General features: G+C 38.3%; 19 protein-coding genes and 1 riboswitch. Of the genes, 11 read left to right on the top strand and 8 right to left on the bottom strand.

Annotated features, from left to right (window positions below; translation table 11 throughout):
- Window positions 1-105: 105 nt before the first annotated feature.
- The 5 genes from RCG25_RS03860 to RCG25_RS03840 all read left to right on the top strand — a co-directional run bounded on the left by RCG25_RS03860 (window position 106) and on the right by RCG25_RS03840 (window position 3,540).
- Entirely contained in the window at window positions 106-612 is a 507-nt protein-coding gene (locus RCG25_RS03860) for an Lrp/AsnC family transcriptional regulator (RefSeq protein ID WP_308082368.1), read from the top strand.
- Window positions 609-1,823: an aminotransferase gene (locus RCG25_RS03855; protein ID WP_308082367.1), complete on the top strand. Its 1,215-nt coding sequence runs from the start codon at window positions 609-611 to the stop codon at window positions 1,821-1,823. The genes RCG25_RS03860 and RCG25_RS03855 overlap by 4 nt, the downstream gene beginning before the upstream one ends.
- A gap of 161 nt (window positions 1,824-1,984) precedes the next feature.
- Window positions 1,985-2,479: a glutathione peroxidase gene (locus RCG25_RS03850; RefSeq protein WP_308084090.1), complete on the top strand. Its 495-nt coding sequence runs from the start codon at window positions 1,985-1,987 to the stop codon at window positions 2,477-2,479.
- A 29-nt stretch (window positions 2,480-2,508) separates the two neighbouring features.
- Window positions 2,509-2,946, top strand: a complete 438-nt coding sequence (locus tag RCG25_RS03845) for a MarR family winged helix-turn-helix transcriptional regulator (protein WP_308082366.1) — start codon at window positions 2,509-2,511, stop codon at window positions 2,944-2,946.
- Between the two features lie 138 nt (window positions 2,947-3,084).
- Entirely contained in the window at window positions 3,085-3,540 is a 456-nt protein-coding gene (locus RCG25_RS03840; RefSeq protein ID WP_308082365.1) for a VanZ family protein, read from the top strand.
- Window positions 3,541-3,579: 39 nt separating this feature from the next.
- Here RCG25_RS03840 and RCG25_RS03835 read toward each other — a convergent pair whose 3' ends face one another.
- Window positions 3,580-4,002 carry a VOC family protein gene (locus RCG25_RS03835; RefSeq protein ID WP_308082364.1) on the bottom strand — a complete coding sequence of 141 codons (423 nt, stop codon included), beginning with the start codon at window positions 4,000-4,002 and terminating at the stop codon, window positions 3,580-3,582.
- Window positions 4,003-4,243: 241 nt separating this feature from the next.
- Here RCG25_RS03835 and RCG25_RS03830 point away from each other — a divergent pair, with 241 nt between their 5' ends.
- Complete coding sequence (locus tag RCG25_RS03830; RefSeq protein WP_308082362.1) at window positions 4,244-5,290, top strand: EAL domain-containing protein; 1,047 nt, start codon at window positions 4,244-4,246, stop codon at window positions 5,288-5,290.
- A 93-nt stretch (window positions 5,291-5,383) separates the two neighbouring features.
- Here RCG25_RS03830 and RCG25_RS03825 read toward each other — a convergent pair whose 3' ends face one another.
- From RCG25_RS03825 to RCG25_RS03805, 5 genes are all read right to left on the bottom strand, one after another.
- Window positions 5,384-5,938: a sortase gene (locus tag RCG25_RS03825; RefSeq protein WP_308082361.1), complete on the bottom strand. Its 555-nt coding sequence runs from the start codon at window positions 5,936-5,938 to the stop codon at window positions 5,384-5,386.
- Between the two features lie 84 nt (window positions 5,939-6,022).
- Complete coding sequence (locus RCG25_RS03820; protein WP_308082360.1) at window positions 6,023-6,766, bottom strand: cohesin domain-containing protein; 744 nt, start codon at window positions 6,764-6,766, stop codon at window positions 6,023-6,025.
- Window positions 6,767-6,814: 48 nt separating this feature from the next.
- Window positions 6,815-11,458: a tandem-95 repeat protein gene (locus RCG25_RS03815; RefSeq protein ID WP_308082359.1), complete on the bottom strand. Its 4,644-nt coding sequence runs from the start codon at window positions 11,456-11,458 to the stop codon at window positions 6,815-6,817.
- A gap of 340 nt (window positions 11,459-11,798) precedes the next feature.
- Window positions 11,799-12,755, bottom strand: a complete 957-nt coding sequence (gene msrA, locus RCG25_RS03810; RefSeq protein WP_308082358.1) for a peptide-methionine (S)-S-oxide reductase MsrA — start codon at window positions 12,753-12,755, stop codon at window positions 11,799-11,801.
- 185 nt (window positions 12,756-12,940) lie between these two features.
- Entirely contained in the window at window positions 12,941-15,202 is a 2,262-nt protein-coding gene (locus RCG25_RS03805) for a sensor domain-containing protein (protein ID WP_308082357.1), read from the bottom strand.
- A gap of 188 nt (window positions 15,203-15,390) precedes the next feature.
- Window positions 15,391-15,476: riboswitch (cyclic di-GMP riboswitch) on the top strand.
- A gap of 24 nt (window positions 15,477-15,500) precedes the next feature.
- Here RCG25_RS03805 and RCG25_RS03800 point away from each other — a divergent pair.
- The 3 genes from RCG25_RS03800 (at window position 15,501) to RCG25_RS03790 (ending at window position 19,112) form a co-directional block, all read left to right on the top strand.
- Complete coding sequence (locus RCG25_RS03800) at window positions 15,501-15,638, top strand: hypothetical protein (protein WP_308082356.1); 138 nt, start codon at window positions 15,501-15,503, stop codon at window positions 15,636-15,638.
- A 183-nt stretch (window positions 15,639-15,821) separates the two neighbouring features.
- Window positions 15,822-16,727 carry a DMT family transporter gene (locus tag RCG25_RS03795; protein ID WP_308082355.1) on the top strand — a complete coding sequence of 302 codons (906 nt, stop codon included), beginning with the start codon at window positions 15,822-15,824 and terminating at the stop codon, window positions 16,725-16,727.
- 231 nt (window positions 16,728-16,958) lie between these two features.
- Window positions 16,959-19,112, top strand: coding sequence for a methyl-accepting chemotaxis protein (locus RCG25_RS03790; RefSeq protein WP_308082354.1), 2,154 nt, complete (start codon window positions 16,959-16,961; stop codon window positions 19,110-19,112).
- 69 nt (window positions 19,113-19,181) lie between these two features.
- Here the strand turns inward: RCG25_RS03790 and RCG25_RS03785 are convergent, their stop codons facing one another.
- The gene (locus tag RCG25_RS03785) at window positions 19,182-19,613 is read right to left on the bottom strand and encodes a DoxX family protein (protein WP_308082353.1); all 432 of its coding nucleotides are present in this window, start codon (window positions 19,611-19,613) and stop codon (window positions 19,182-19,184) included.
- Between the two features lie 27 nt (window positions 19,614-19,640).
- Window positions 19,641-20,426: a dioxygenase family protein gene (locus RCG25_RS03780; protein WP_308082352.1), complete on the bottom strand. Its 786-nt coding sequence runs from the start codon at window positions 20,424-20,426 to the stop codon at window positions 19,641-19,643.
- 209 nt (window positions 20,427-20,635) lie between these two features.
- On the opposite strand from RCG25_RS03780, the gene RCG25_RS03775 reads away from it, so the two are divergent.
- Window positions 20,636-21,175 carry a helix-turn-helix domain-containing protein gene (locus RCG25_RS03775; RefSeq protein WP_308082351.1) on the top strand — a complete coding sequence of 180 codons (540 nt, stop codon included), beginning with the start codon at window positions 20,636-20,638 and terminating at the stop codon, window positions 21,173-21,175.
- A 188-nt stretch (window positions 21,176-21,363) separates the two neighbouring features.
- Window positions 21,364-22,203, top strand: a complete 840-nt coding sequence (locus RCG25_RS03770; RefSeq protein WP_308082350.1) for a bifunctional 5,10-methylenetetrahydrofolate dehydrogenase/5,10-methenyltetrahydrofolate cyclohydrolase — start codon at window positions 21,364-21,366, stop codon at window positions 22,201-22,203.
- Window positions 22,204-22,232 lie beyond the last annotated feature (29 nt).

Raw genomic sequence — 22,232 nt, 5'->3', positions numbered from 1 at the left:
TTTATTTATCTTCCTACTAAATGAGCGTGACATCCATCGCAAAACAGATTAAAATCTTTTATATATTCTTATAGTACGAAAAATGAAAGTGGAGGTAGACCGCACATGCGACTTAGCAGTGAGGAAATTGAAATTCTTAAAATTATAGAAGAAAACCACAAAATCTCAGTGGAGACCATCGCATCGATGGCATTGTGCAGCGAAGAAACAGTGAACCAAACAATCGAAAAGCTTGAACAAGCAAAAATCATAATGAGCTACCCTACATTAATTGACTGGAGCAAAGTTGAAGGCCATGAAAATGTTGTCGCAATGATCGATGTGAAGGTCACTCCAAAACGAGGTGTAGGTTTTGATGAAGTTGCCGGCCGCATTTCTCGTTTTTCGGAAGTCTCCTCATTGTACCTTATGTCAGGCGCCTACGACCTATCAATTACGGTCGAAGGAAAGACCATGAATCAAATTGCCACCTTTGTCTCAGAAAAATTATCGACAATTGAAAACGTTGTTTCCACCACCACCCATTTCATGTTAAAAAAATACAAGCATGATGGCGTGATATTTAGCAGTGACAATGAGGACAAAGACAGAAGAATGGTGGTAACACCATGAGTCTCGAGTATAATCGCTATCTATCCCAAACGGCTAAAGAGCTGCAACCTTCTGGGATCCGAAAATTTTTTGACCTTGCCGCAAGCATGGAAGGCGTTATTTCTTTAGGGGTGGGCGAGCCAGACTTCGTCACGCCTTGGAGTATACGTGAGGCAGCCATTTTATCGATCGAACAAGGGTTTACCTCTTACACAGCCAATCCAGGAATGCTTGAATTAAGACAGGAGATCACCTCTTATCTTGGCACGCGGTTTGGGGTGAAGTATGATCCAACAAATCAAGTCATTGTAACGATTGGAGCTAGCCAGGCGATCGATCTTGCCTTTCGGGCAATTTTAAACCAAGGGGATGAAGTGCTGATTGTCGAACCAGCCTTCGTCTCGTATGCCCCATTGGTTTCCATCGCCGGCGGAACACCAATCGCTGTGGCTACTTCACCGGTTAATGGATTTAAGGTAACTGCTGCACAAATCGAAGCAGCAATCACTGAAAATACAAAAGCTATTCTCCTGTGCTCACCTAACAACCCGACAGGCAGCACGCTAACCAAGGATGAGCTTTTAGAAATTTCAAAGGTACTAAAAAAGCATGACCTCCTTGTCGTTTCAGACGAAATCTATGCTGAATTAACCTACGATGAAAGCTTTACTAGCATGGCCTCTATTGAGGGCATGTATGAACGAACCATATTAATCAACGGTTTTTCAAAAGGATTTGCCATGACAGGTTGGAGATTAGGTTTCTTAGCGGCCCCTAAGGAATTTGTCGAGGTCATGCTGAAAATATTCCAATACACCACCATGTGCGCTCCCAATATGCTTCAGCACGGTGCCATTGAAGCATTGAGGAATACCTATCATGAAGTGGAATCGATGCGGAACAGCTATAGGAGAAGGAGAAACTTCGTCGTCCAAGCTTTGAATCAAATGGGCCTCGATTGCCATACTCCTGGCGGTGCCTTTTATGTATTTCCATCGATACGTGCTACTGGCCTTAGTTCCGAGCAATTTGCTGAGGAATTGCTGATGCAGGAAAAGGTTGCAGTAGTTCCCGGTCATGTATTCGGTGAAAGCGGCGAAGGATATATCCGCTGCAGCTATGCTACTTCTATGCCGCAGCTGCAAGAAGCACTCAAACGGATACAGCGATTTATTGAATCTCGCGGGGTGAATCCTAAAAAAGACACTGTAGAATGCCACACCCCATCCTAAAGGAACAGCCCAATTCTTATTACATAAGATTTGGGCTTTTTTATGTAAGCCATCATTCTTGTAACTATTATTTAAATCGTGTAAGATTAAATCGTTAACGATTTATTTTTCGCCTAAATAAAAAATTGCCGCCAATTGAATAATCTCGGGAGGAATGAATGATGAAAACCGTTTATAATTTTACAGTCAAGAAGACGAATGGTGAGAACAAATCTTTAAAAGATTACGAGGGAAAACCGCTAGTGATTGTCAATACAGCGAGTAAGTGCGGGTTAACTCCTCAATTTACTGGCCTTCAGGAATTATATGATAAATACAAGGACGATGGACTTGAAATACTAGGCTTCCCATGTGATCAGTTCAACAACCAAGAATTTGCTAATATTGAAGAGACCACTCAATTTTGCCAATTAAACTACGGGGTTACCTTCCCCATCTTTGCCAAAATTGATGTGAACGGGGTCAACGCGGATCCCTTATTCAAGTATTTGAAAGATCAAAAAAAGGGCCTATTAGGTGGCATGATTAAATGGAATTTCACCAAATTCCTGATTGACAGTAATGGCCAGGTGATCGAACGTTATGCACCAACCACGACACCTGACAAAATTGAAGCAGATGTAGTGAAATTACTATCCACTTCAGCGTCACACTAAAAAAGCAATGAAAATAAGGTGAGATCATCATGGAAGACTTCTTAACGCTAGAAAAACAATTATGCTTTGCAGTTTATGAAACAGCTAGTGAATTTAACAAACTTTATACGAGCGTACTGCAGCCATTTGGATTAACCTACCCTCAATACTTGGTTCTATTGGCATTATGGGAAACAGATGGACTTCTTGTGAAAGAATTAGGAGAACGGTTAAATCTAGGCACAGGGACATTGACACCGATGATTTCTCGGATGGAAGCCAACGGCTGGCTTCGTAAAGAGCGTGCCAAAACAGATGAACGTAAGGTGTATATTCATTTAGAGAAGAAAGCCTATGAAGAAAAACAACCTATTACTAAAATGGTCGGGAAGGAAATTCAATCCTGTAAAATTGAACTAGACGAATACAAACAACTCTTGCAGCAATTACATGTTTTATCCAACAAATTAAAGGGTCGGAAGGTGTAAATTCGACAGCTATATCCCAACTGCCAATGGTAGTTCGGGATATTTTTTTGTATCCTTTTACGTATGATTTGGTATAGGATATGGAAATGAATATTAAAAGTAGTGTCATTACAACAAAAATAGGGAAGTTGGAAAAATATGCGTTTAGAAGTTTTAAAAGGACGGCAATTTAAAATAGTTCCAGTAATCATTTGGGGGATCATATTATTGGTGCATACGTGGACCAGTAATTTAGGATTGCTCTTTCGGGATCAAGCTATCCGTTTTAAGTGGGTAGTGTCTCCAGATTATTTATCGTTCTTTTATTTACAGGATATCAGCAAAATTCATCATTATTTTATCATCGTAAAAACGGGACATTTCATAGGGTTTGCTATATTTGATTACCTTCTTTTTAGATGGTTCAAGAATCACAAATGGTCAATGATGATCTCTATTACTTTTGCGTTAATGACGGAGATTCTTCAGCTTTATTTTGGAAGAGACGGCCGGTTGTATGATTTGGTGATTGATTCACTAGGAATCTTAACCGTTTACTTCATCTTAAAAAACCACCTACTCACAAAGCAAAGTCAACTCACAAAAAGTAACTAGGAAAGCTGCTAAAATGCAACTTTCCTTTTTTACATTCAACTATTTCGATTCTGTGGAAACCTGCCAAGTGACACCGAACTTATCAGTAACTTGCCCATATAGGGGGCTCCAGAAGGTTTGTTGCAGAGGCATGTCGACTTTTCCGCCGTCTTCCAATTTACTGAAAACTTCCTTTGATTTTTCTTCGTCAGTGATGCTTATCGCAATCGTCACCTGATGGCCTAACTCATAAGGATGACCTGGGAACGTGTCGGAAAGCATAAGGTCGGTATTCCCCACTTTTAAATGGGCATTCAATACACGATTTTTTGCTTCTTCAGGCATGGGATGATCTGGATTACCTGGCATATTGCCAAATGTTTGAACTGACAGAACCTTTGCATCCAATGCATGTTCATAAAACTTAACCGCTTCTTGTCCATTACCGTTTAAAACCAAATAAGGATAAATTCCAGAAATCATGAAGACACCTCTTTTAATAGTTTAGTTACATAAACAGAACTTACGTTCGCACTAATGTTACCATAAATTTCTTTTATTCACAACACCATTCTTCCCAAAAATAAACAATAAAAAACCCCTCGGGTGTCAGGCACCACAAAAAGACACTTTCCGTTCCAGGTGGACATTTTTAGAAAAATAGGAAAAAGGTCCTTTTTTGTCGTATAATGGATGAATACGATTTGTTAAGGGGAGAAAGAGAATGGGATGTGAAGTTTGTCTGCCGGCGGCTAGGGGTTATACCGTCTATTTTGCTGAAAATGAAAATGCTTCAAAGTTAACTCCATATTTCAAGCAGTTCTCTGAGCAGTCATGGAAATGGATCAATGATCGGATGATTTGGATGAGTGAGCCGGTCCTATTTAATTTACTAGATTATCTTGAAGTCCACATGGACCCGGAACATATTTTTGCCGTATTATCAAGTATAGTTGATCCATTAAAAGATCTAGATAAAGTACGGCCTATTCAGGCCTTTAAACTCGAAAGAGAGGCTAGCTGGATTGATAGATTAATAGAAAACAGCTCCATTCAAACCCACTATCAGCCAATTGTTAAGGTTGAGAATGAAAGCATACAGATCATCGGTCATGAGCTTTTGTCTCGTGGGTTGGATGAAAATGGGGAACTCATTTCTCCATTTAAAATGTTTGAAGCGGCAAGGATTAGAAATCGTACATTTGCACTCGACCGCGTGTGCAGGATGCAATCAATTAGAAATGCCTCCGCCGTGAAGGATCAACTCATTTTTATTAACTTTATTCCAACAGCTATTTATGTGCCAGAGCACTGTTTGTCGACGACCTTCGCTTTGATCAAGCAATTGAATATTAAACCTGAACAGGTGGTATTTGAAGTCGTCGAAACAGACGAAGTAGAGGATCTCGAACACTTAAAATCTATCTTAAATTTTTACCGGTCCCATGGCTTTAAGTACGCCTTGGACGATGTCGGAGTAGGCTTCAATAACGTAGAAAAGCTCACTAAAATGGAACCGGATATCGTTAAACTTGCGTTTGAATTTACAAACGGGGTGAGCGAGGATACTGAGAAACAAGAAGTTGCTCAATCTGTGATGACAATTGCTCACAAGATGAACGCATTGGCACTTGCTGAAGGGGTTGAAAAAGAAGAGGACCTCCACTTCTTAAAAGAAATGGGCTATGATTTATTCCAAGGCTATTATTTTTCCAAACCTCAGGAAAAACCTGTTGAGGTAATTCATATGCAGTTTCATAGCAAAGTTTAGGAACTTCCCCCGCAACACTGCGGGGGTTTTTTTTGACCATATAAAAATCTGTTCCATCCACTTATCTTTTTAAAACTAAGTATCTTTTTTTACTTAACCTTTTTTTGCCACAACTATGAGTCTTTTATTCGGATCCTTTGTGCATGTAATAAGTGTGATTATGCTTTCCTCTTGTTCAGACTGGTCCAATGGGGATAAATCATTTTTATTCACTATATATTTATCAACCATGATATATTCTTCTTTTTCCCCATCTCGATTTTCTAAATAAATTTTATCTTGAGGTGTTATACGGTTTAACCTTCCAAAAAAACTGCCATTTTTCATATTATGACCAGCAAGAACAAGATTTCCGTTTCGATGAATGGCTGGTCCTGCTACTTTAGTAATGGAAATGTCTAAATTTTTATCTGTGGTTACATTTAAGATAATATAATTAATATTTAGTGAGGGAATCATAATTTTCCCAATGATTTTTCTATCTTCCGAAGAATGTAAAGACGTTTTCCCTTCTATCGCATTTATATACACTTTCTCCAGCTTTTCCCGTTCCTTTTCATTTGCACGCGCCTCATAAAACCGAAGCATACGAAGTGATACCGCTGTCACTAATAGAAGAATCAAAACCACCCAAACAGCCTTTTTCATTATTTCACCTACCATAGTAAAGAGACTGAACTTATCAGTCCTTCCACATCGTGAAACAAGTAGATAAATTCAGTCTCAATTAAATTAATTAGTCTTTTCTCTCTTTTGTCTTCTTTTATAAAACCACATGATTAGAAGACTCGCTGCTAGAACAGCAATCGCACTATTTAGAATGGTATCAATATAGGAGTCGTCTCCTGTCTTTGGTAGAGAATCTAAGTTCACTTTGTCTGTTGTAATATTTGTATCTTTAGTGGAATCCGATTTGGTCTTTTCCACAATATTTAGTTTACCAGAATCCAATCCAACTTTCAGGGAATTGTTGGATGGATCTGTGAAGGATAACGACTCAAGTTCCTTTACTTTTATGGATAAATTACTCTCTCCGATATAGTCTGTCTTTAAGATTTCCACTTGAATGGTAAAAAGCTTCAAACTATCATGAATTGGATGATCGCCTGCAGTTGGATCTGCCCATGCCACCCTTAAAAAACCCTCTTCATTGTTAACATTAGACCAGAAACAGCCTGCTGTTTCTTCCGCGCATGTTTGAGATGTACTCCCATACTCAGGTTGAATCCCTACAACTTTCACATGCTTGTTATCGAAATCCACTTGTATACCATACGCAGCGATCTCTTTTTTTACTTGACCAACTTTTACCGGCACGTTGACAACTTCTCCAACAGATCCCTTTACATCACCAAACATTACAGTTGCATCGTACTCACCCTTTTCCTCATCAGCCCATGCTGTAAGTGGCAGGGAAAGAAGAAGGATGAATAAGGTAAGACTAGCCAGCCGTTTAAATTTTACATACATTTTCATCTAATATTCTCCCTTTAAAAAATCACTATTCTAACGTTCTTTTAGTCATTACGGAGTATGATTACCAATATATTGGAAAGTGTCCACCGGGTACAATGCCCACTGGTTTTTATCATACGGACTTAATCCATCTCTAATCCCCATTTTTCTAACCATTGTTCCCCCATTTGGTAGGATAGCCTCAGGACCATTCACAAATGGATTTCCGACTGTATCGATGACCTTTCCATCCTTCTTTAAAACGAAGGCATTATTGATTAATCCTGGCATTGCAATAAAAGCCTCATCGTTATAGTACCAATTATTGGTTATATCAAAGAAATCATAGAAAATGCTGTTAATCACGATATAAGGCATATTAGGAGTGACTGGATTTAATGGTAGACTCCACACCTTTTTTTGTCCTTTTGCTACATCCCACTGGTGCACTTCAAGCTGTAAGCCTGTAACTGGATTGGACGTACCGTCACCGGTGTAATAGATCTCAATAGCTGACCGATCAATCGTACTTCCTTGCAAATATTCGGATATAAACGCAGACTGTGCATCAACGCTCGCTTTAATCGTCATATTATTTGATGTGACAGCTTTTCCTTTAAGAGTCGCTGTATCTTTCGCGGTTACTGAAAAATCAGTAATATCATAATCAAAGTCAAGTCCATCATATTGAAGCAGTAGACCAGCTGTTGTATCATCTAATAACATGGCTGAGACAATCGTCATGCCATCAGGAGCGTGATTTAAGACAAAGTCATTTTCTGAAATCGTATCTTTAAATTGATCATTGGTTAAATCAACCGTAATAAAGGTTCCACCTTGTGACTTTAGATCTGCTTCCGTTATTGGTGCCAGCGGGTCCGGTCTATATGGATCAGGGTGAATCGTTAGAACTGATGTCAGTCCCGCAACTTTGTCCGTCGTATTGATGATAAAGGGTTGATTTGCTTGCTCTCCTGTTACAGCAACTGGGGTAACTTCAAAAAATAAATAATAGTTTTCGTCCACATCTTTGATGATATATTCTTTAGAATTCGCCCCACTAATTGGTGTCTTGTCACTGCCATCTTCCTGTTTTCCTCTATACCATTGATATACTGAGCTTCCCTCTACATCATTCTCCACATCTGTATACATATAGGTACCATTTACGGTTTCTCCCATTACCAGTTTTCCATTAATAGAGAGATCTGAAATGGTTGGTGCATCGTTGACAGCTTCAATCGTCACCTCAACAGTAGCCACTTCTGAGTCCGCTGTTCCATCATTCACCTTAAATGTGAACGAACCTTTTCCATTTTCGTTAGAATTTGGCGTATACGTATAGGCTCCTGTTTTTGGATCCAAAATCATTACTTTTCCTTTTTTCCCATTGTCCACAATCGTGTAGGTTAACTCTGAATCCTCTACATCAGTTCCAGTAAGTTTGCCTTCGGCTTGGATGTCCTCTGTCACTTTCAGTGTTCCCGCTTCTGCGACTGGGACATCGTTGACAGCTTCAACCTTAATTGTTACTGTCTGTTCCTCAGAATCTAGCTCGCCGTCATTTACTTTATAGACAAAATGATCGGTTCCATTAAAATTAGCTTTCGGTTCATAGGTAAACGTACCATCCTCATTCAGCGTTAGCTTTCCATGGTCTGTTCCAGTTACTAATTTTACTGTTAACGGACTACCTTCAACATCCTCATCATTTTTGAGAATACTAAAGTTTGCGTCAACCGTTAGTGTCTCGTCCTCTTTCACTTTAAAGCTATCTGCTTGGGCAGCCGGGGCATCGTTCACTGCATGGATGGTCACCTCTACAGTAGCCACTTCTGAATCCGCTGTTCCATCATTCACCTTAAATGTGAATGAGTCTTTCCCATTTTCGTTAGGATTTGGCGTATACGTATAGGCTCCTGTTTTTGGATCCGTAATCGTTACTGTACCCTTTTTACCATTGTCCACAATCGTGTAGGTTAACTCTGAGCCCTCCACATCTGTTCCAGTAAGATTGCCCTCTACCTGGATATCCTCCGTGACTTTCAGTGTTCCATTTTCCGCAACTGGGACATCATTCACAGCTTGAACCTCAATCGTTACTATCTGTTCCTCTGAATCTAGCTCGCCGTCATTTACCTTATAGACAAATTGATCGGTGCCATTAAAATTAGCTTTCGGTTCATAGGTAAACGTACCATCCGCATGAAGCGTAATTTTTCCATGAGCCGTTCCATTTACTAATTTAGTTGTTAAAGGATCTCCTTCCACATCTTCATCATTGTTGAGAATACTAGAGTCTGGGTCAACCGTTATTGTCTCGTCCTCTTTCACTTTAAAGCTATCTGCTTGGGCAACCGGGGCATCGTTCACTGCTTGGATGTTCACCTCTACAGTTGCCACTTCTGAATCCGCTGTTCCATCATTAACCTTATATGTGAATGAGTCTTTCCCATTTTCGTTAGGATTTGGCGTATACGTATAGGCTCCTGTTTTTGCATCCGTAATCGTTACTGTACCCTTTTGGCCATTGTCCATAATGGTATACGTTAAGCCTAACCCTTCCACATCTGTTCCAGATAGTCTGCCTTCTGTTTGAGTATCCTCCGTTACTTTCAGTGTTCCATTTTCCGCAACTGGGACATCATATACAGATTCAATCTCAATCGTTACTATCTGTTCCTCTGAATCTAGCTCGCCGTCATTTGCCTTATAGACAAATTGATCGGTTCCATTAAAATTAGCATTCGGTTCATAAGTAAACGTCCCATCCTCATTCAGCGTCAGCTTTCCATGAGCCGTTCCACTTACTAATTTAACTGTTAAAGGACTTCCTTCCACATCTTCATCATTGTTGAGAATATTAGAGTCTGGGTCAACCGTTATTGTCTCGTCCTCTTTCATTTTAAAACTATCTGCTTGGGCAACCGGGGCATCGTTCACTGATTGGATATTCACCTCTACAGTTGCCACTTCTGAATCCGCTGTTCCATCATTCACTTTATATGTGAACGAGTCTATTCCATTTTCATTAGGATTCGGCGTATACGTATAAGCTCCTGTTTTTGCATCCGTAATCGTTACAGTGCCCTTTTTCCCATTGTCCATAATCGTGTAGGTTAACTCTGAATCCTCTACATCTGTTCCAGAAAGTTTGCCTTCGGCTTGAGTATCCTCCGTTACTTTCAGTGTTCCAGCTTCCGCAACTGGAGCATCATTTACAGCTTCCACTTCAATCGTTACCGTCTGTTTCTCTGAATCTAGCTCGCCGTCATTTGCCTTATAGACAAATTGATCGGTTCCATTAAAGTTTGCCTTCGGTTCATAAGTAAATGTCCCATTCCCATTCAGCGTTAGCTTTCCATGGGCTGTTCCACTTACCAATTTAGCTGTTAACAGATCGCCCTCCACATCCTCATCATTTTTGAGAATACTAGAGTTTGCATCAACCGTTAGTGTCCCGTCCTCTTTTAATTTAAAGCTATCTGCTTTCGCAACCGGGGCATCGTTCACTGCTTGGATGGTCACCTCTACAGTTGCCACTTCTGAGTCCGCTGTTCCATCATTCACCTTAAATGTGAACGAGTCTTTCCCATTTTCGTTTGGATTTGGCGTATATGTATAAGCTCCTGTTTTTAGATCCGTAATCGTTACTTTACCTTTTTTACCATTGTCCACAATCGTGTAGGCTATCTCTAAATCCTCTACATCTGTACCAGTAAGCATACCTTCTGCTTGGATGTCCTCTTTCAATTTCAGGGTGCCATCTTCCGCAACCGGGGCATCATTTACTGATTCTACCTTAATTGATACAGTCCGTTCATCTGAATCAACTTTCCCATCACTTACTTTATAAGTAAATTGGTCATCCCCGTTAAAATTTTTATCTGGAACATATGTGAACGTTCCATCTTGATTTAACGTTAAGTCACCATGAGCCGGATTGCTCATTTTCTTCGCCGCTAAGGAGTTCACGTCGACATCTATGTCATTTTTTAGAATACTTGAATCACTTTCGACTTTTAATGTCTCATCTTCTTCTACTGTAAAATGATCATCATTTGCTATAGGGGCATCATTGACCTCTGTAAATACAACAAAAAAGTTTCGGTCAGCCGTAGTCATTGGCTTTTTCCCTACGTAATTAGTCATCAATTCGCTAGCATCTGCATTCGTTATTTTACCGTCACCATTAATATCTAGTAGTTTCATCTGTTCTGTTGTTAAAGTCACTTTTCCACTTGTCACTTGATAAATGAGAAGAGCATCCGCGGGAGTAATCATTCCATCGCCATTAAGATCACCTTTTTGGGTAATCTTTAAATGAAATTGGTCCGTAACTGCTTTACCTTCACTATCTCTGGCTGTTACTTTAATGACAGATTCTCCAAAACTCTTTACGTTTAAATTTAATGTACGTTCACTTACTGAAACCGAGACGATATTACTACTTGATGCAGCTTCTAATTGAATGGCGCCATCCTTAAAATAAGAGGAAAAACGCTTACTAAAATCAATACTAATTTCTTCTCCATTCAAAGTAGCATTCGGCTTCATCCAATCTATATCCTCAGAAAATACAATCTTGGAATTATCTATTGTTTGAGCATTAACAAGGTTAGTAGCTGCTGATGAAAGTATGACCGCACTACTAAATATAGTTATAAATCCCTTTTTACTCAACGGAAAAAGGGAAAAGTTAGTTTCTTTCAATGAAAATCCCCCTAAAAAATAGTAAACAATACCTATAAATTTAACACAAAAAGTTAGAAAGTAGTCGAAAATTCTTGAAATTTAGTGACGAAATTCATTGAAATTTGTAGAAATATGACTTGACATAAATGAGACGAAAGTGCCTCTCTTAACCCCCGACAAACAAATAACCTTCGGCAAAAAACAGTCAGTTTAATTGACTTTTCTTGCTGAAGGCTATTTGAAATCTTATCGTTAACAATAAATATACGGGATACTGGATGAAACCTGGCTAGGTGCTAGAACCAGATATTCACCTGGTCGAAATAATTAAAAAAGGAACGTTCACTTCTTTTTGAATCTATTCAAACAACCGCAAGAACTGACCATATCCCTCGTTGATGAGCTTGCTTTTCGGTATAAACTGGAGCGCAGCTGAATTAATACAATAGCGAGCACGATCAGGGCCAGGACCATCATCAAACACATGACCAAGATGAGAATCAGAGGTTTTGCTTCGGACCTCAATTCTCCTCATCCCATGCGAGGTATCAAACCGCTCCTCCAGTTCATTTCGTCTTAGTGGTTTCGTAAAGCTGGGCCATCCACATCCAGCATCATATTTATCCGTGGAACTAAACAACGGTTCTCCCGAAATAATATCCACGTATATTCCCTCCTCCGTATGATTCCAAAATTCATTACGGAAGGGTGGCTCTGTTGCATTTTTCCTAGTCACTTCAAACTGGATTGGAGTTAATACCTGTCTTAGTTCTTCATCGCTTCTTCGTTTCTTCCAATTTTCACGAATAAACCGCGCACGTCCTGAGCCCTCCCGATAATGGTTATAGTGGAAAGGGAATTTTTTATAATAATCCTGATGCTTTTCTTCAGCCATGTAAAATGGTTCTGCAGGAAGGATTTCCGTCACAATCGGCTGTTGAAAGCGTCCACTAGCCATAAGCTCTGCTTTAGATGCTTCCGCCTGCTTTTTTTGTTCCTCATTATGATAAAAAATAGCCGTCCTATAGGAATGTCCTCGGTCATTAAACTGCCCGCCAGCATCGGTTGGATCGATTTGCTGCCAAAACAACTGAAGTAATTTTTCATATGGAAACACCTGTGGGTCAAAGGTAATTTGAACGGCCTCCAAATGACCGGTGGTATTGGAGCACACTTCTTCATAGGTAGGATTTTCCTTATAACCGCCAGTGTAGCCTGATAACACTTCCTTAATTCCTGGCTGCTCATCGAACGGTGCTACCATGCACCAAAAGCAACCACCTGCAAACGTGGCTAATTCCATTTTTCCAGTCATTCGATCCCACTCCTTACTCTTACATTTCAAACAGTATTTTTTTAATAAAATCAAACAGAAAACTGAAAACTCCCATTAGTGTACCTCAACAACTTAAAATATAACAGAACAGCACACAAAAGGAGGATGATGATTCATCCCCCCTCAAGTTAACAACATATTAATTACTTTATTACACCGCTCAACTAGGCACTCATAAACTCTTCTATATTGATCTTGGACATCGGTTTTGCATAGTAGTATCCCTGGATTTCATCACAGTTAAGTTGTTCCAATATTTCTATTTGATTTTTTTCCTCTACACCTTCCGCAACAACCCTTAATCCAAGTGTATGAGATAAGGAAATAATTGAATGAATAATTGCTGCATCTTGTTTATTATTGAAGATACCATTAATAAATGAACGATCAATCTTCAGGTAATCTATGGGTAGTGATTTAAGGTAGCTTAAAGATGAATACCCAGTGCCAAAGTCATCCAAGGAAATACTAACCCCTAGCTGCTTTAGTTGCATTAGTTTTTCAATCGCATCCTCCACATTGTATAATGCGACCCCTTCAGTAATTTCTATATTTAGATAGGCTGGAGAAAGATCACTCTCATTTAATACTTGCTCGACCATTTTCACAAAATCATCTTGTAAAAATTGCCTACTAGAAATATTCACACACACATGAACTGGAGGTAACCCTTTCTTTTGCCATTCACTGTTTTGTTTACAAACTGTTTCTAATACCCACTTTCCTATAGGAATAATTATTCCCGTTTCTTCAGCTAGAGGAATAAATTCAGCAGGAGATACAGCACCAAGGAGAGGATCGTTCCACCTGGCAAGGGCTTCTAAACCAGTTACTTTGTTGGTGTATAGATTGATTTTAGGCTGATAAAAGACCTCTAATTCATTCTTTTCAATAGCTTTACGTAATCTCTGTTCTAGCTGTAACCTTCTACTTGACTTTTTGCTAAATTCAGAAGTATAAATTTGATATTGGTTTCTTCCATATTCTTTTGCAACATGCAATGCGGAACTAGCCTTTTGAATTATGTCCTCCAAGGAATCCTGATTTTCTAAAAAGGCAAGCCCAATGCTTGCAGTTATCCGAATTTCCTGGTCCTCCAATATTAATGGTTCAGAAAAGTACTTCAATAAATAATTTGCTAAATCGGTTGCCTGACTCTTAATTGTATAGGGCAAATAAAGAATGAATTCATCCCCACCAGCACGAATAACAGCACCAACATCTTGAATAGAATCTACTAATCTATTTGAAATTATTTTAAGCAATTGATCACCAACACGATGTCCAAAGGTGTCATTAATTAATTTAAAGCGATCAAGATTAAAAAACATCATGCTAATGGGTATTCCTTCTTTTTTAAACCTTTGAAACTCCTCTTTAATAAAGGTATTTAAATAATTCATATTAGGGAGACCAGTTAAAATATCATGATTTTCTCTATAATGTAATTCTGCTTGCGCTTTCTTTCTATCAGTGACATTTAAAACAATACCGATAATTGCTGATTCCCCGTTAATAGTGGTTAAGTTGGCTTGGATTTCAAGATATCTTGTTGTTCCGTCATGTGCCTTAATCTGGATCTTATCTATAACAAAGGACACTTTTCCGTCTTTTAGCTTTCGAAATTGCTTAAATAAACGTTTATTGTCATCCCTAATATAGTTAATAAAATTGGTACCAAGTAATTCCTCTTTACTTATTCCAAGAATGTTTGTAAACCATTGGTTTACAAAGACCATTTTGAAATTCTGAATTAAAAAAACTCCCACAAGTGCATTTTCAACCAAGATTTTATATCTCTCTTCAGACTCCTTCAGATGGAATTCTAATTCTTTTTGTCTAGTAATATCAATGTTGGAACCATCATATCTTTCTAGACTTCCATCCTCATTGATAACAGGTAACCCTCGATCACGTATCCAGCGAACCTCACCGTTTGGCTGAGTAATACGATACTCAAATTCATACTTCTCAACATCATTCCATTTTTCATCAATTTTTTTGACAACAGAAAAATCCTCGGAATGAATAGAATTTCTCCAAAAATCAGTATTATTTAATCCTTCTTCGCGGGTCTGACCGTAAATATTTTCTACCCCTTTAGAGAGAAGCATATTTTTCTCCTTATTAATTGACCAAATAGCAATATCAAGATTATTAAAAATACTTTCCAAGAGATCTTTTGTTTTTATTGGTTCCAGTTGCTTCTTTTTATTCTTCTTAATAAGAATCCCAATAAGTACGGAAATCAACAGATTTATTAACATAAGTGCCACTAGTGAAATAACATCATACTCTCCCATTTCACCAGGCTTCAATGATATAAAAACTAGATAGAGAAAAGGAGGAAAGTTATAATTAACCAACAATATAATCCATATTTTTCGATCTATACTCCTTACTAATTTAGAAGAAACGTTCAACAAATTTCTCACCCACCTATCAACTAGTTCAATTATACTGACTTTTCTTTAATAAACATATATTTTGTCGAAATATAAATAATTATTGATAATTGGGAAAATTTTATAGTTTACTTAATATCTAATCAGTCAAAAAAAAAATAGAATTTTTATGGTAATTAACTTATTTATGATTATAATAGAAACAGTGAAAAAATTTGGGGCAAAATCACTGAAAAGTGATGACGCAAAGCTATAGGGACCTCAGACTTTTAGTCTAGGTCAGCCAGCTACCATCAAACTATAAAAGGAGAAAAAGTTGATGTCTAAGAGTGATTGGCTTACACCCGAAGAAGTGATTGTAAGAAAGAAGAGGAAAAAAGGACTTATATATGTATCTTTCATGCTCGGTACAATCCTACTCAGTGCATTAGTAACTATAATTGCAAACCAAATATAAGATTAAGGATTCTAGCCCAAGCTAGAATCCTTTTATTATAGGAACTAGAGAGGATATGCCGCTGGGAATATCCCCTAGTTGAGTCCATGGTAAAACGCTAGTATAATATTAAATAGTTTAGTATGCTAAAGCATAAATATAGAGTAAAAGACCTGATAGCAGGCATCGTATTAGGGGGAGAACATGAAACAGGAAACTTCAAGATCCATTGCCCTGCCGCTTACTATTTCGATTATAGCCATCTCGTTTTCAGCTATCTTTGTAAAATGGTCAGACGCACCAGCCTCAGTTTTGAGTATGTATAGGATGTTATTTGCAAGTATTTTAATGCTCCCAATCGTTTGGAAACATCGGCATGAATTTAATAAAATTAAAAAGAAGGATTGGTTCTTCTTATTTTTTTCAGGCTCATTTTTAGCCTTACATTTTGTCCTTTGGTTTGGATCATTAAAGCTAACGACAGTAGCAAGTTCGACCATCATTCTAGCTTTGCAACCAATTGTATCGTTAGTAGGGGGCTTTTTCCTTTTTAGAGAGCGAACGACCATATCAGCCTTAATGACAATGGGAATTGCGATTATAGGCGCCATGATGATTGGCTGGGGAGATTTCGGGTTGAGCGAGGATGCCATTATGGGTGATGTCCTTTCCTTTTTAAGTGTTATCTCCGTTGTAGGCTACCTCTTAATAGGCCAAACTATCGTGAAAAAAATTTCCCACTGGCTTTATAGCTTTTGTGTGTTTTTCTCAGCTGCTATGGTTTTAATGATTTATAATTTTTCAACAGGTGTGGACTTTGGCGGTTATCCAGCTAAGGAATGGGGAATCTTCCTTTTACTTGCTACCGTACCTACCGTAAGTCACGTCATAAATAACTGGCTGTTAAAATACGTCAATGCTACCACGATTTCTATGAGTATTTTAGGTGAACCCGTTGGCTCTACTTTTTTAGCTTATATTTTATTACATGAACGTCTTGTCCCATGGCAGATTGCAGGGGGACTACTCGTCCTTGTCGGCGTCTTCTTCTTTATGACCCAGAAGCAAAAGCCAGTTCCACAAGTGGTTGAAAAAGAAACATTTCAATAGGAAAGAACACAGGCAAATTAACCTACTAAAATCTTCATGTTTAGTAGGTTATTTTTTTCTTTGTTATCTATGTCATTTTAAATAAAAGTGATTATAGACTTGGATAAAGTGTGACATTTCTCATAACAATCTATCCCTCTTAGCTAATATATTGATATAGTAACTATTTCTTTAACTGGAAATTTCTATATTAAAATGAATAAATTAACAACTAAAAGGGAGGGCACTAGTATGTTTCGAAATGTGTCAATAAATGTGAAACAAATGGGAAGTTATATCATTATTATCTTATTTTTCATTGTTATAACAGATGTTTCCTATAACAATGTTAACCATCTTAGGGACCAAACCATTACACTAGGAAAAACAGATGTACCCAAGATTGTTATAGTAGCGAACGTAAGAGAAGAATTTAACGGCCTTATACAAAATATCAATAAGCATGCATTTGTGCATGAAGCTGTAGAAAAAGAAAAGATAGAAAATCTTATTAATGAGGATATAGCAAATACAAAAAAGAATTTAGAAAAAATGAAGAAACTTAATTATACTAATCAAAATGAAAAATTAATTGCCGATTTCAATAAAAATTTTGAACAGTTTATCGGAAACCTGCCTACATTCTATAAGGAATCAAGGCAAAACAATTATGAGAGTGTACATAAACAAGTGAATGAATTAAGTCTTATTAGTGAAAAAAACAATATTTTACTTAAAAAACTCTATCAGTCAGCTCAAGAAAATGCCAATGTCACTATTGATAACTCATATAAAGACTCTAATAGATTCAATTATGAGATCCTTGTTCTTTCAGTTATTGCTTCACTATTTAGCTCATTAATTGCCCTGCTTACGACAAAACTCATTTCGCAAACCGTTAAAGGACTCGTGAAGAATGTGGACGTTACAACTACCTCCGTTACTGAAATTAAAAAGTCAATTGATAAGACGGCTATTAGTGCTCAAGAATTAGACGCTTCAATGAACAAAGCAAATAACTCTGTAAGCGAACTGGTTGAGTCTATTAAACAGGTTGCTGGAAACACCACTGCAACCGCTTCTGGTGTAGATGAAATTTCTGCAGCAATAGAACAAATGAGTGCTTCAATAAATTTGGTAGCTCGAAGCGCAAATACACTCTCTTCTTCGGCCGAAGAAACTTCTTCTGCAATACAAGAAATGATGGTTTCTATTGAGCAAGTAGCTGGAAATACCGAGAATGTAAATGCGAACGTAGAACATATTTCTGAAGCTATCGAAGAAATGAGCAGGTCAATTAGAGGAGTTAACGAAAATGCAATTGGATTGACAACTACCGCGGAGCAAACTTCTGAAACGGTTGAGGAAATGATTGATTCAATTAAACAAGTTGCTGCAAGTGCCCAAACAGTAAACAAACTTAGCCATTCAGTTAAGTCTGATGCACTTGAGGGGACAAAATCTTTGAACGAAACATTGAATGGACTGAAAGAAATTTCGTTAGTGATCCACCAAGCAAGTGATGTAATGGAAAAGCTAGGAAAAAGTTCGGAAGAAATAGGAAGCATTATTGAAGTGATTGATGAAATTGCTGACCAAACCAATCTATTAGCTCTGAATGCCGAAATTGAAGCTGCACGAGCTGGTGAACACGGTAAAGGATTTTCAGTGGTTGCTGCAGAAGTGCAAAAATTAGCAGAACGATCCGCTCGAGCAACAAAAGAGATTGCACTTTTAATAAATGGAATTCAGGCAGAGACTGCTTCTGCCTTGACCTCAATAAAGGTAGGGGCACACAAAGTAACCCTCGGCAATGAGCTAGCGGATAAAACAAATCGAGCCATCAAGAAAATCACAGAGGGTATAACACAAGTAACTGCGGAAATGAATCAAATTGCTAAAGTAACGGAAGAGCAAAAGAAAGATAGTGAATTAATTACCCAAGCTGTTGAGAATGTTACAATGCAAACCATTCAAATGACTAATTCAACAAAAGAACAAGTGAACACAGCTGAAGAAATTGTAAAGGGAATCATAAATACAAAGGATCAGGTGGTACAAATATCTATTGCTACTGCAGAACAAGCGAAAGGTAGCCGAGCAATCGTAGAGGCAGTGGAAAAGGTCACAAAGCAATCAAGCTCGGTGACGAATGCGACGAGTGAACAAGCTATAACTTCAGAAGAAATTGTTCGAAATATCATAACCATTAAAGAAACCGTTAAACAAATGACTACAGCCATAAATGAACAAGCAAGATACGGTCAAGAAATTGCATTAGAGGTTGAAAATGTTCTGAGACAAACGGAAGAGTTAGATTCAAGTATTGAAATGCAGACCAACGAATTGAAAGATGTAGCAGCTGCTATTAGCGACGTCAATAATCAAGTTAAAGTATTAAAATAATGCATTACAATTTAAGTTAATCAATAAAAAAACCTGCTAGAATAAGTACTTTTCTAGCAGGTTTTTTATTTATGCCGCTTTATTATTTCCACTATTATTTGAATGCTTATTAAAAATCACTTGGTCAAGCGCAAACAATTTACTGTCATTGACGGCAATCACTACAGCCATCGCAAGGAAAGCTAAATCTAGTTCATAGCCTGCCATTTGGCCATTTCCTAAAAATCCGACAGCTAATTTCACTTTAATCATGGCACCAATCATGACGAGAGATAAAAGAATAGATACGACTCTTGAACCTAAACCAATTACTAAGGCTAATCCACCAACCAACTCAATCACTGCCACTACATAGGCCAATCCACCAGGTAAACCGATACTGTCAAACCAACCAACAATATTTTCTATTCCGCCCTGGAACTTAGTAAGCCCGTGGATAAAAAAACTAATCCCTAAAACCACACGTAAAATGAATGTACTGACTTCAAATTTATTATTCATAAAAAACTCCTCCTGTATTTTGTAAAATTAATTAAACTGCCATACACTATGGCTTAAGCTTCCATATCGGTAGCTGCGGTGCAGTAATTCTGCTTTTTCCCCATTATCCGCTGCACCCATTGCATAAAAAATAGGTATAAAGTGCTCTGTGCCATATGGCGGCACGGCAATGTTGGCATTCGGTGCTAATGTCTGATAATTGAAAAGTGAGTCTACATCCCAATTTTTTAAATGACGGGCTAACCACTCATCAAACGCGAGTGCCCAGTCATCAATTCCGCCGGTGCGATCCTTATCCCAATTTAATGCTCGGAGATTATGCACCGTTCCTCCACTGGCAATAATTAATACATCCTTTTCTCTTAACCCTGCCAAAGACTTCCCAATCTGATACTGTTCTGCAGGTGAAAGGTCGGGATTAACCGACATCGAAATCACAGGTATATCCGCATTTGGATACAACATCCTCAATACAACCCATGCACCGTGATCCAATCCGCGCGTTGCATCAACTTCATATGAAACGCCTTGGCTAGTGAATAGTTCAGTAATTTCTTTGGTGATGTCATGATTTCCCTTAGCTGGATATTCTATTTTGTACAAGGCTTCAGGAAATCCGCCAAAATCATAAATCGTGCGGTATTCAGGGGCACTGCTCACCTGTTGCATATTCGATTCCCAGTGGGCGGAAAATAAAACAATTGCCTTTGGTCTTGGTAGAGTACGTCCTAATTGATTTAAAAACTGTGTATACTCATTGTTTTCAATCGCAAGTAACGGAGCTCCGTGTGCGATAAATAATGATGGAAGCATATGATCCTCTCCTTAAAGTTTTATATAAAGGGGTTTGTAAATTTAAATAAAGATAATATATTCATATTAGAAAACTATTAGACGAAAATAAGTTTCCAAGTAGGAATAATTATTATCTATAAGATAACTCCAAACACTATGGATTGTCAATCACTTTTTTGCTAAGATAGAATTAAGTTTTTTATTAGGAAACATTCGAGGTGGCTTACGTGGATATTGGATCTAAGATTCGCGCGATACGAAACAGGAAGAAAATTACGATTGCCCAAATGTGTGAAGGAACGGGACTATCGAAAGGCTTTATCAGTAATGTAGAGAACAATAATACCTCTCCTTCCATTAACACACTGCAGACAATAGCGACTTTTCTAGGAGTGCCTTTACCCTATTTATTATTAGAAAAAAAGCAGCATATGCGTGTGGTTAAAAAGACGGAACGAACGTATTCAACCTATAACAACTTAAAAATTGAGCATTTAACTTCACAAGGTGGCTTACACATGAGGTTGGTGGAGTTTCCTCCGGGTGCATCCATGGGGGAAGCCAATGCCCATGAAGGGGAGGAGTCCCATTTAGTCTTAGAAGGAAAAATCCTTGCCGAACAGGGCGAAGATTCATTCATCTTGGAAGAAGGGGATACCTTTAGCTGGAATGCAAGCGTCCCCCACTTTGTTAAAAATGTGGGTGAGGAAAAAGCGATAGTACTGATCTCCGTCTACTCTGATACAGAACGGAATGATGTTTTCTAGCTTATAATTTCGGTTGACATTTATCCTTAATATGATATCTTTTTCATATAACAAAAGCAGTCACAGTAACTGACGACATCTGTGGAAACAACCACAAGGAAGCTGTGTACTTATATGGTCGGGTCGTCTGGGCAGAGATAAGGATGTATTTCCTTATCTCTTTTTTATTTTCTTTCGGAGGCGATAATATGGAAAAAATCATTTTGGATGGAACTGTTGTAGCTAAAGAAATCAAAGAAAAATTAAAAGGACGAATTGAAACGTTAAAAAACGATGGGATCATACCATGCCTTGCAACGATTTTAGTAGGAAATGATCCTTCCTCAGAAACGTACGTAAGAATGAAAGGGAATGAGTGTGAAAAATTAGGGATTCATTCGATTAGGGTCCATTTGCCTGAAGAAACAACGACGGAAGAATTGTTAGCAGCCATTAAAGATTTAAACGAAGACGACTCTGTACATGGGATTCTTTTGCAGCATCCTGTTCCATCGCACATCGATGAGCGCCTGGCTTTCGAGTCTATTGATATCCGAAAAGATGTAGATGGGGTGACAAGTGCAGGTTACGGGCAGACGGCATTAGGGTTTGGAATGTATCCATCCTGTACACCAGCAGCCATTATGGAAATCATCCATTATTACAAGATTCCTGTCGAAGGAAAACATGCGGTCGTTGTGGGAAGAAGCCCGATCTTAGGTAAGCCTGTTTCGGCGTTACTGCTTAATGAAAATGCGACGGTGACCACGTGCCATTCTAAAACAACCAACTTATCCAACCTGTTAAAACAAGCAGATATCGTTGTGGCAGCAGTAGGAAAGCCTAAATTTATTCAAGGTTCCTGGCTAAAAGAGGGGGCTGTTGTCCTCGACGCTGGATATAACAAAGGTAATATTGGAGATATCGATTATGAATCTTGCTTAGAGATGGCAAGTGCCATCACACCTGTCCCAGGTGGAGTAGGCCCTGTAACCATTTCCATGCTCTTGAAACATACGGTTGATTCGGCTGAGAAAAATAGATTGTAATAAAATGCTGTGTTAAAGAACGGTGTTGA

Source organism: Neobacillus sp. PS2-9 (assembly GCF_030915525.1).
Lineage (GTDB): Bacteria > Bacillota > Bacilli > Bacillales > Cytobacillaceae > Neobacillus.
This window is presented reverse-complemented; position numbering and strand designations above follow the sequence as displayed.

Bases quoted from the DNA above. Each gene is read 5' to 3' on its own strand.
- RCG25_RS03850 (WP_308084090.1), top strand. From the start codon at position 1,985: ATGAAAACCGTTTATAATTTTACAGTCAAGAAGACGAATGGTGAGAAC.
- RCG25_RS03855 (WP_308082367.1), top strand. From the start codon at position 609: ATGAGTCTCGAGTATAATCGCTATCTATCCCAAACGGCTAAAGAGCTG.
- RCG25_RS03795 (WP_308082355.1), top strand. From the start codon at position 15,822: ATGAAACAGGAAACTTCAAGATCCATTGCCCTGCCGCTTACTATTTCG.
- RCG25_RS03845 (WP_308082366.1), top strand. From the start codon at position 2,509: ATGGAAGACTTCTTAACGCTAGAAAAACAATTATGCTTTGCAGTTTAT.
- msrA (WP_308082358.1), bottom strand. From the start codon at position 12,755: ATGACTGGAAAAATGGAATTAGCCACGTTTGCAGGTGGTTGCTTTTGG.
- RCG25_RS03790 (WP_308082354.1), top strand. From the start codon at position 16,959: ATGTTTCGAAATGTGTCAATAAATGTGAAACAAATGGGAAGTTATATC.
- RCG25_RS03835 (WP_308082364.1), bottom strand. From the start codon at position 4,002: ATGATTTCTGGAATTTATCCTTATTTGGTTTTAAACGGTAATGGACAA.
- RCG25_RS03840 (WP_308082365.1), top strand. From the start codon at position 3,085: ATGCGTTTAGAAGTTTTAAAAGGACGGCAATTTAAAATAGTTCCAGTA.
- RCG25_RS03770 (WP_308082350.1), top strand. From the start codon at position 21,364: ATGGAAAAAATCATTTTGGATGGAACTGTTGTAGCTAAAGAAATCAAA.
- RCG25_RS03830 (WP_308082362.1), top strand. From the start codon at position 4,244: ATGGGATGTGAAGTTTGTCTGCCGGCGGCTAGGGGTTATACCGTCTAT.
- RCG25_RS03800 (WP_308082356.1), top strand. From the start codon at position 15,501: ATGTCTAAGAGTGATTGGCTTACACCCGAAGAAGTGATTGTAAGAAAG.
- RCG25_RS03785 (WP_308082353.1), bottom strand. From the start codon at position 19,613: ATGAATAATAAATTTGAAGTCAGTACATTCATTTTACGTGTGGTTTTA.
- RCG25_RS03825 (WP_308082361.1), bottom strand. From the start codon at position 5,938: ATGAAAAAGGCTGTTTGGGTGGTTTTGATTCTTCTATTAGTGACAGCG.
- RCG25_RS03780 (WP_308082352.1), bottom strand. From the start codon at position 20,426: ATGCTTCCATCATTATTTATCGCACACGGAGCTCCGTTACTTGCGATT.
- RCG25_RS03860 (WP_308082368.1), top strand. From the start codon at position 106: ATGCGACTTAGCAGTGAGGAAATTGAAATTCTTAAAATTATAGAAGAA.
- RCG25_RS03820 (WP_308082360.1), bottom strand. From the start codon at position 6,766: ATGAAAATGTATGTAAAATTTAAACGGCTGGCTAGTCTTACCTTATTC.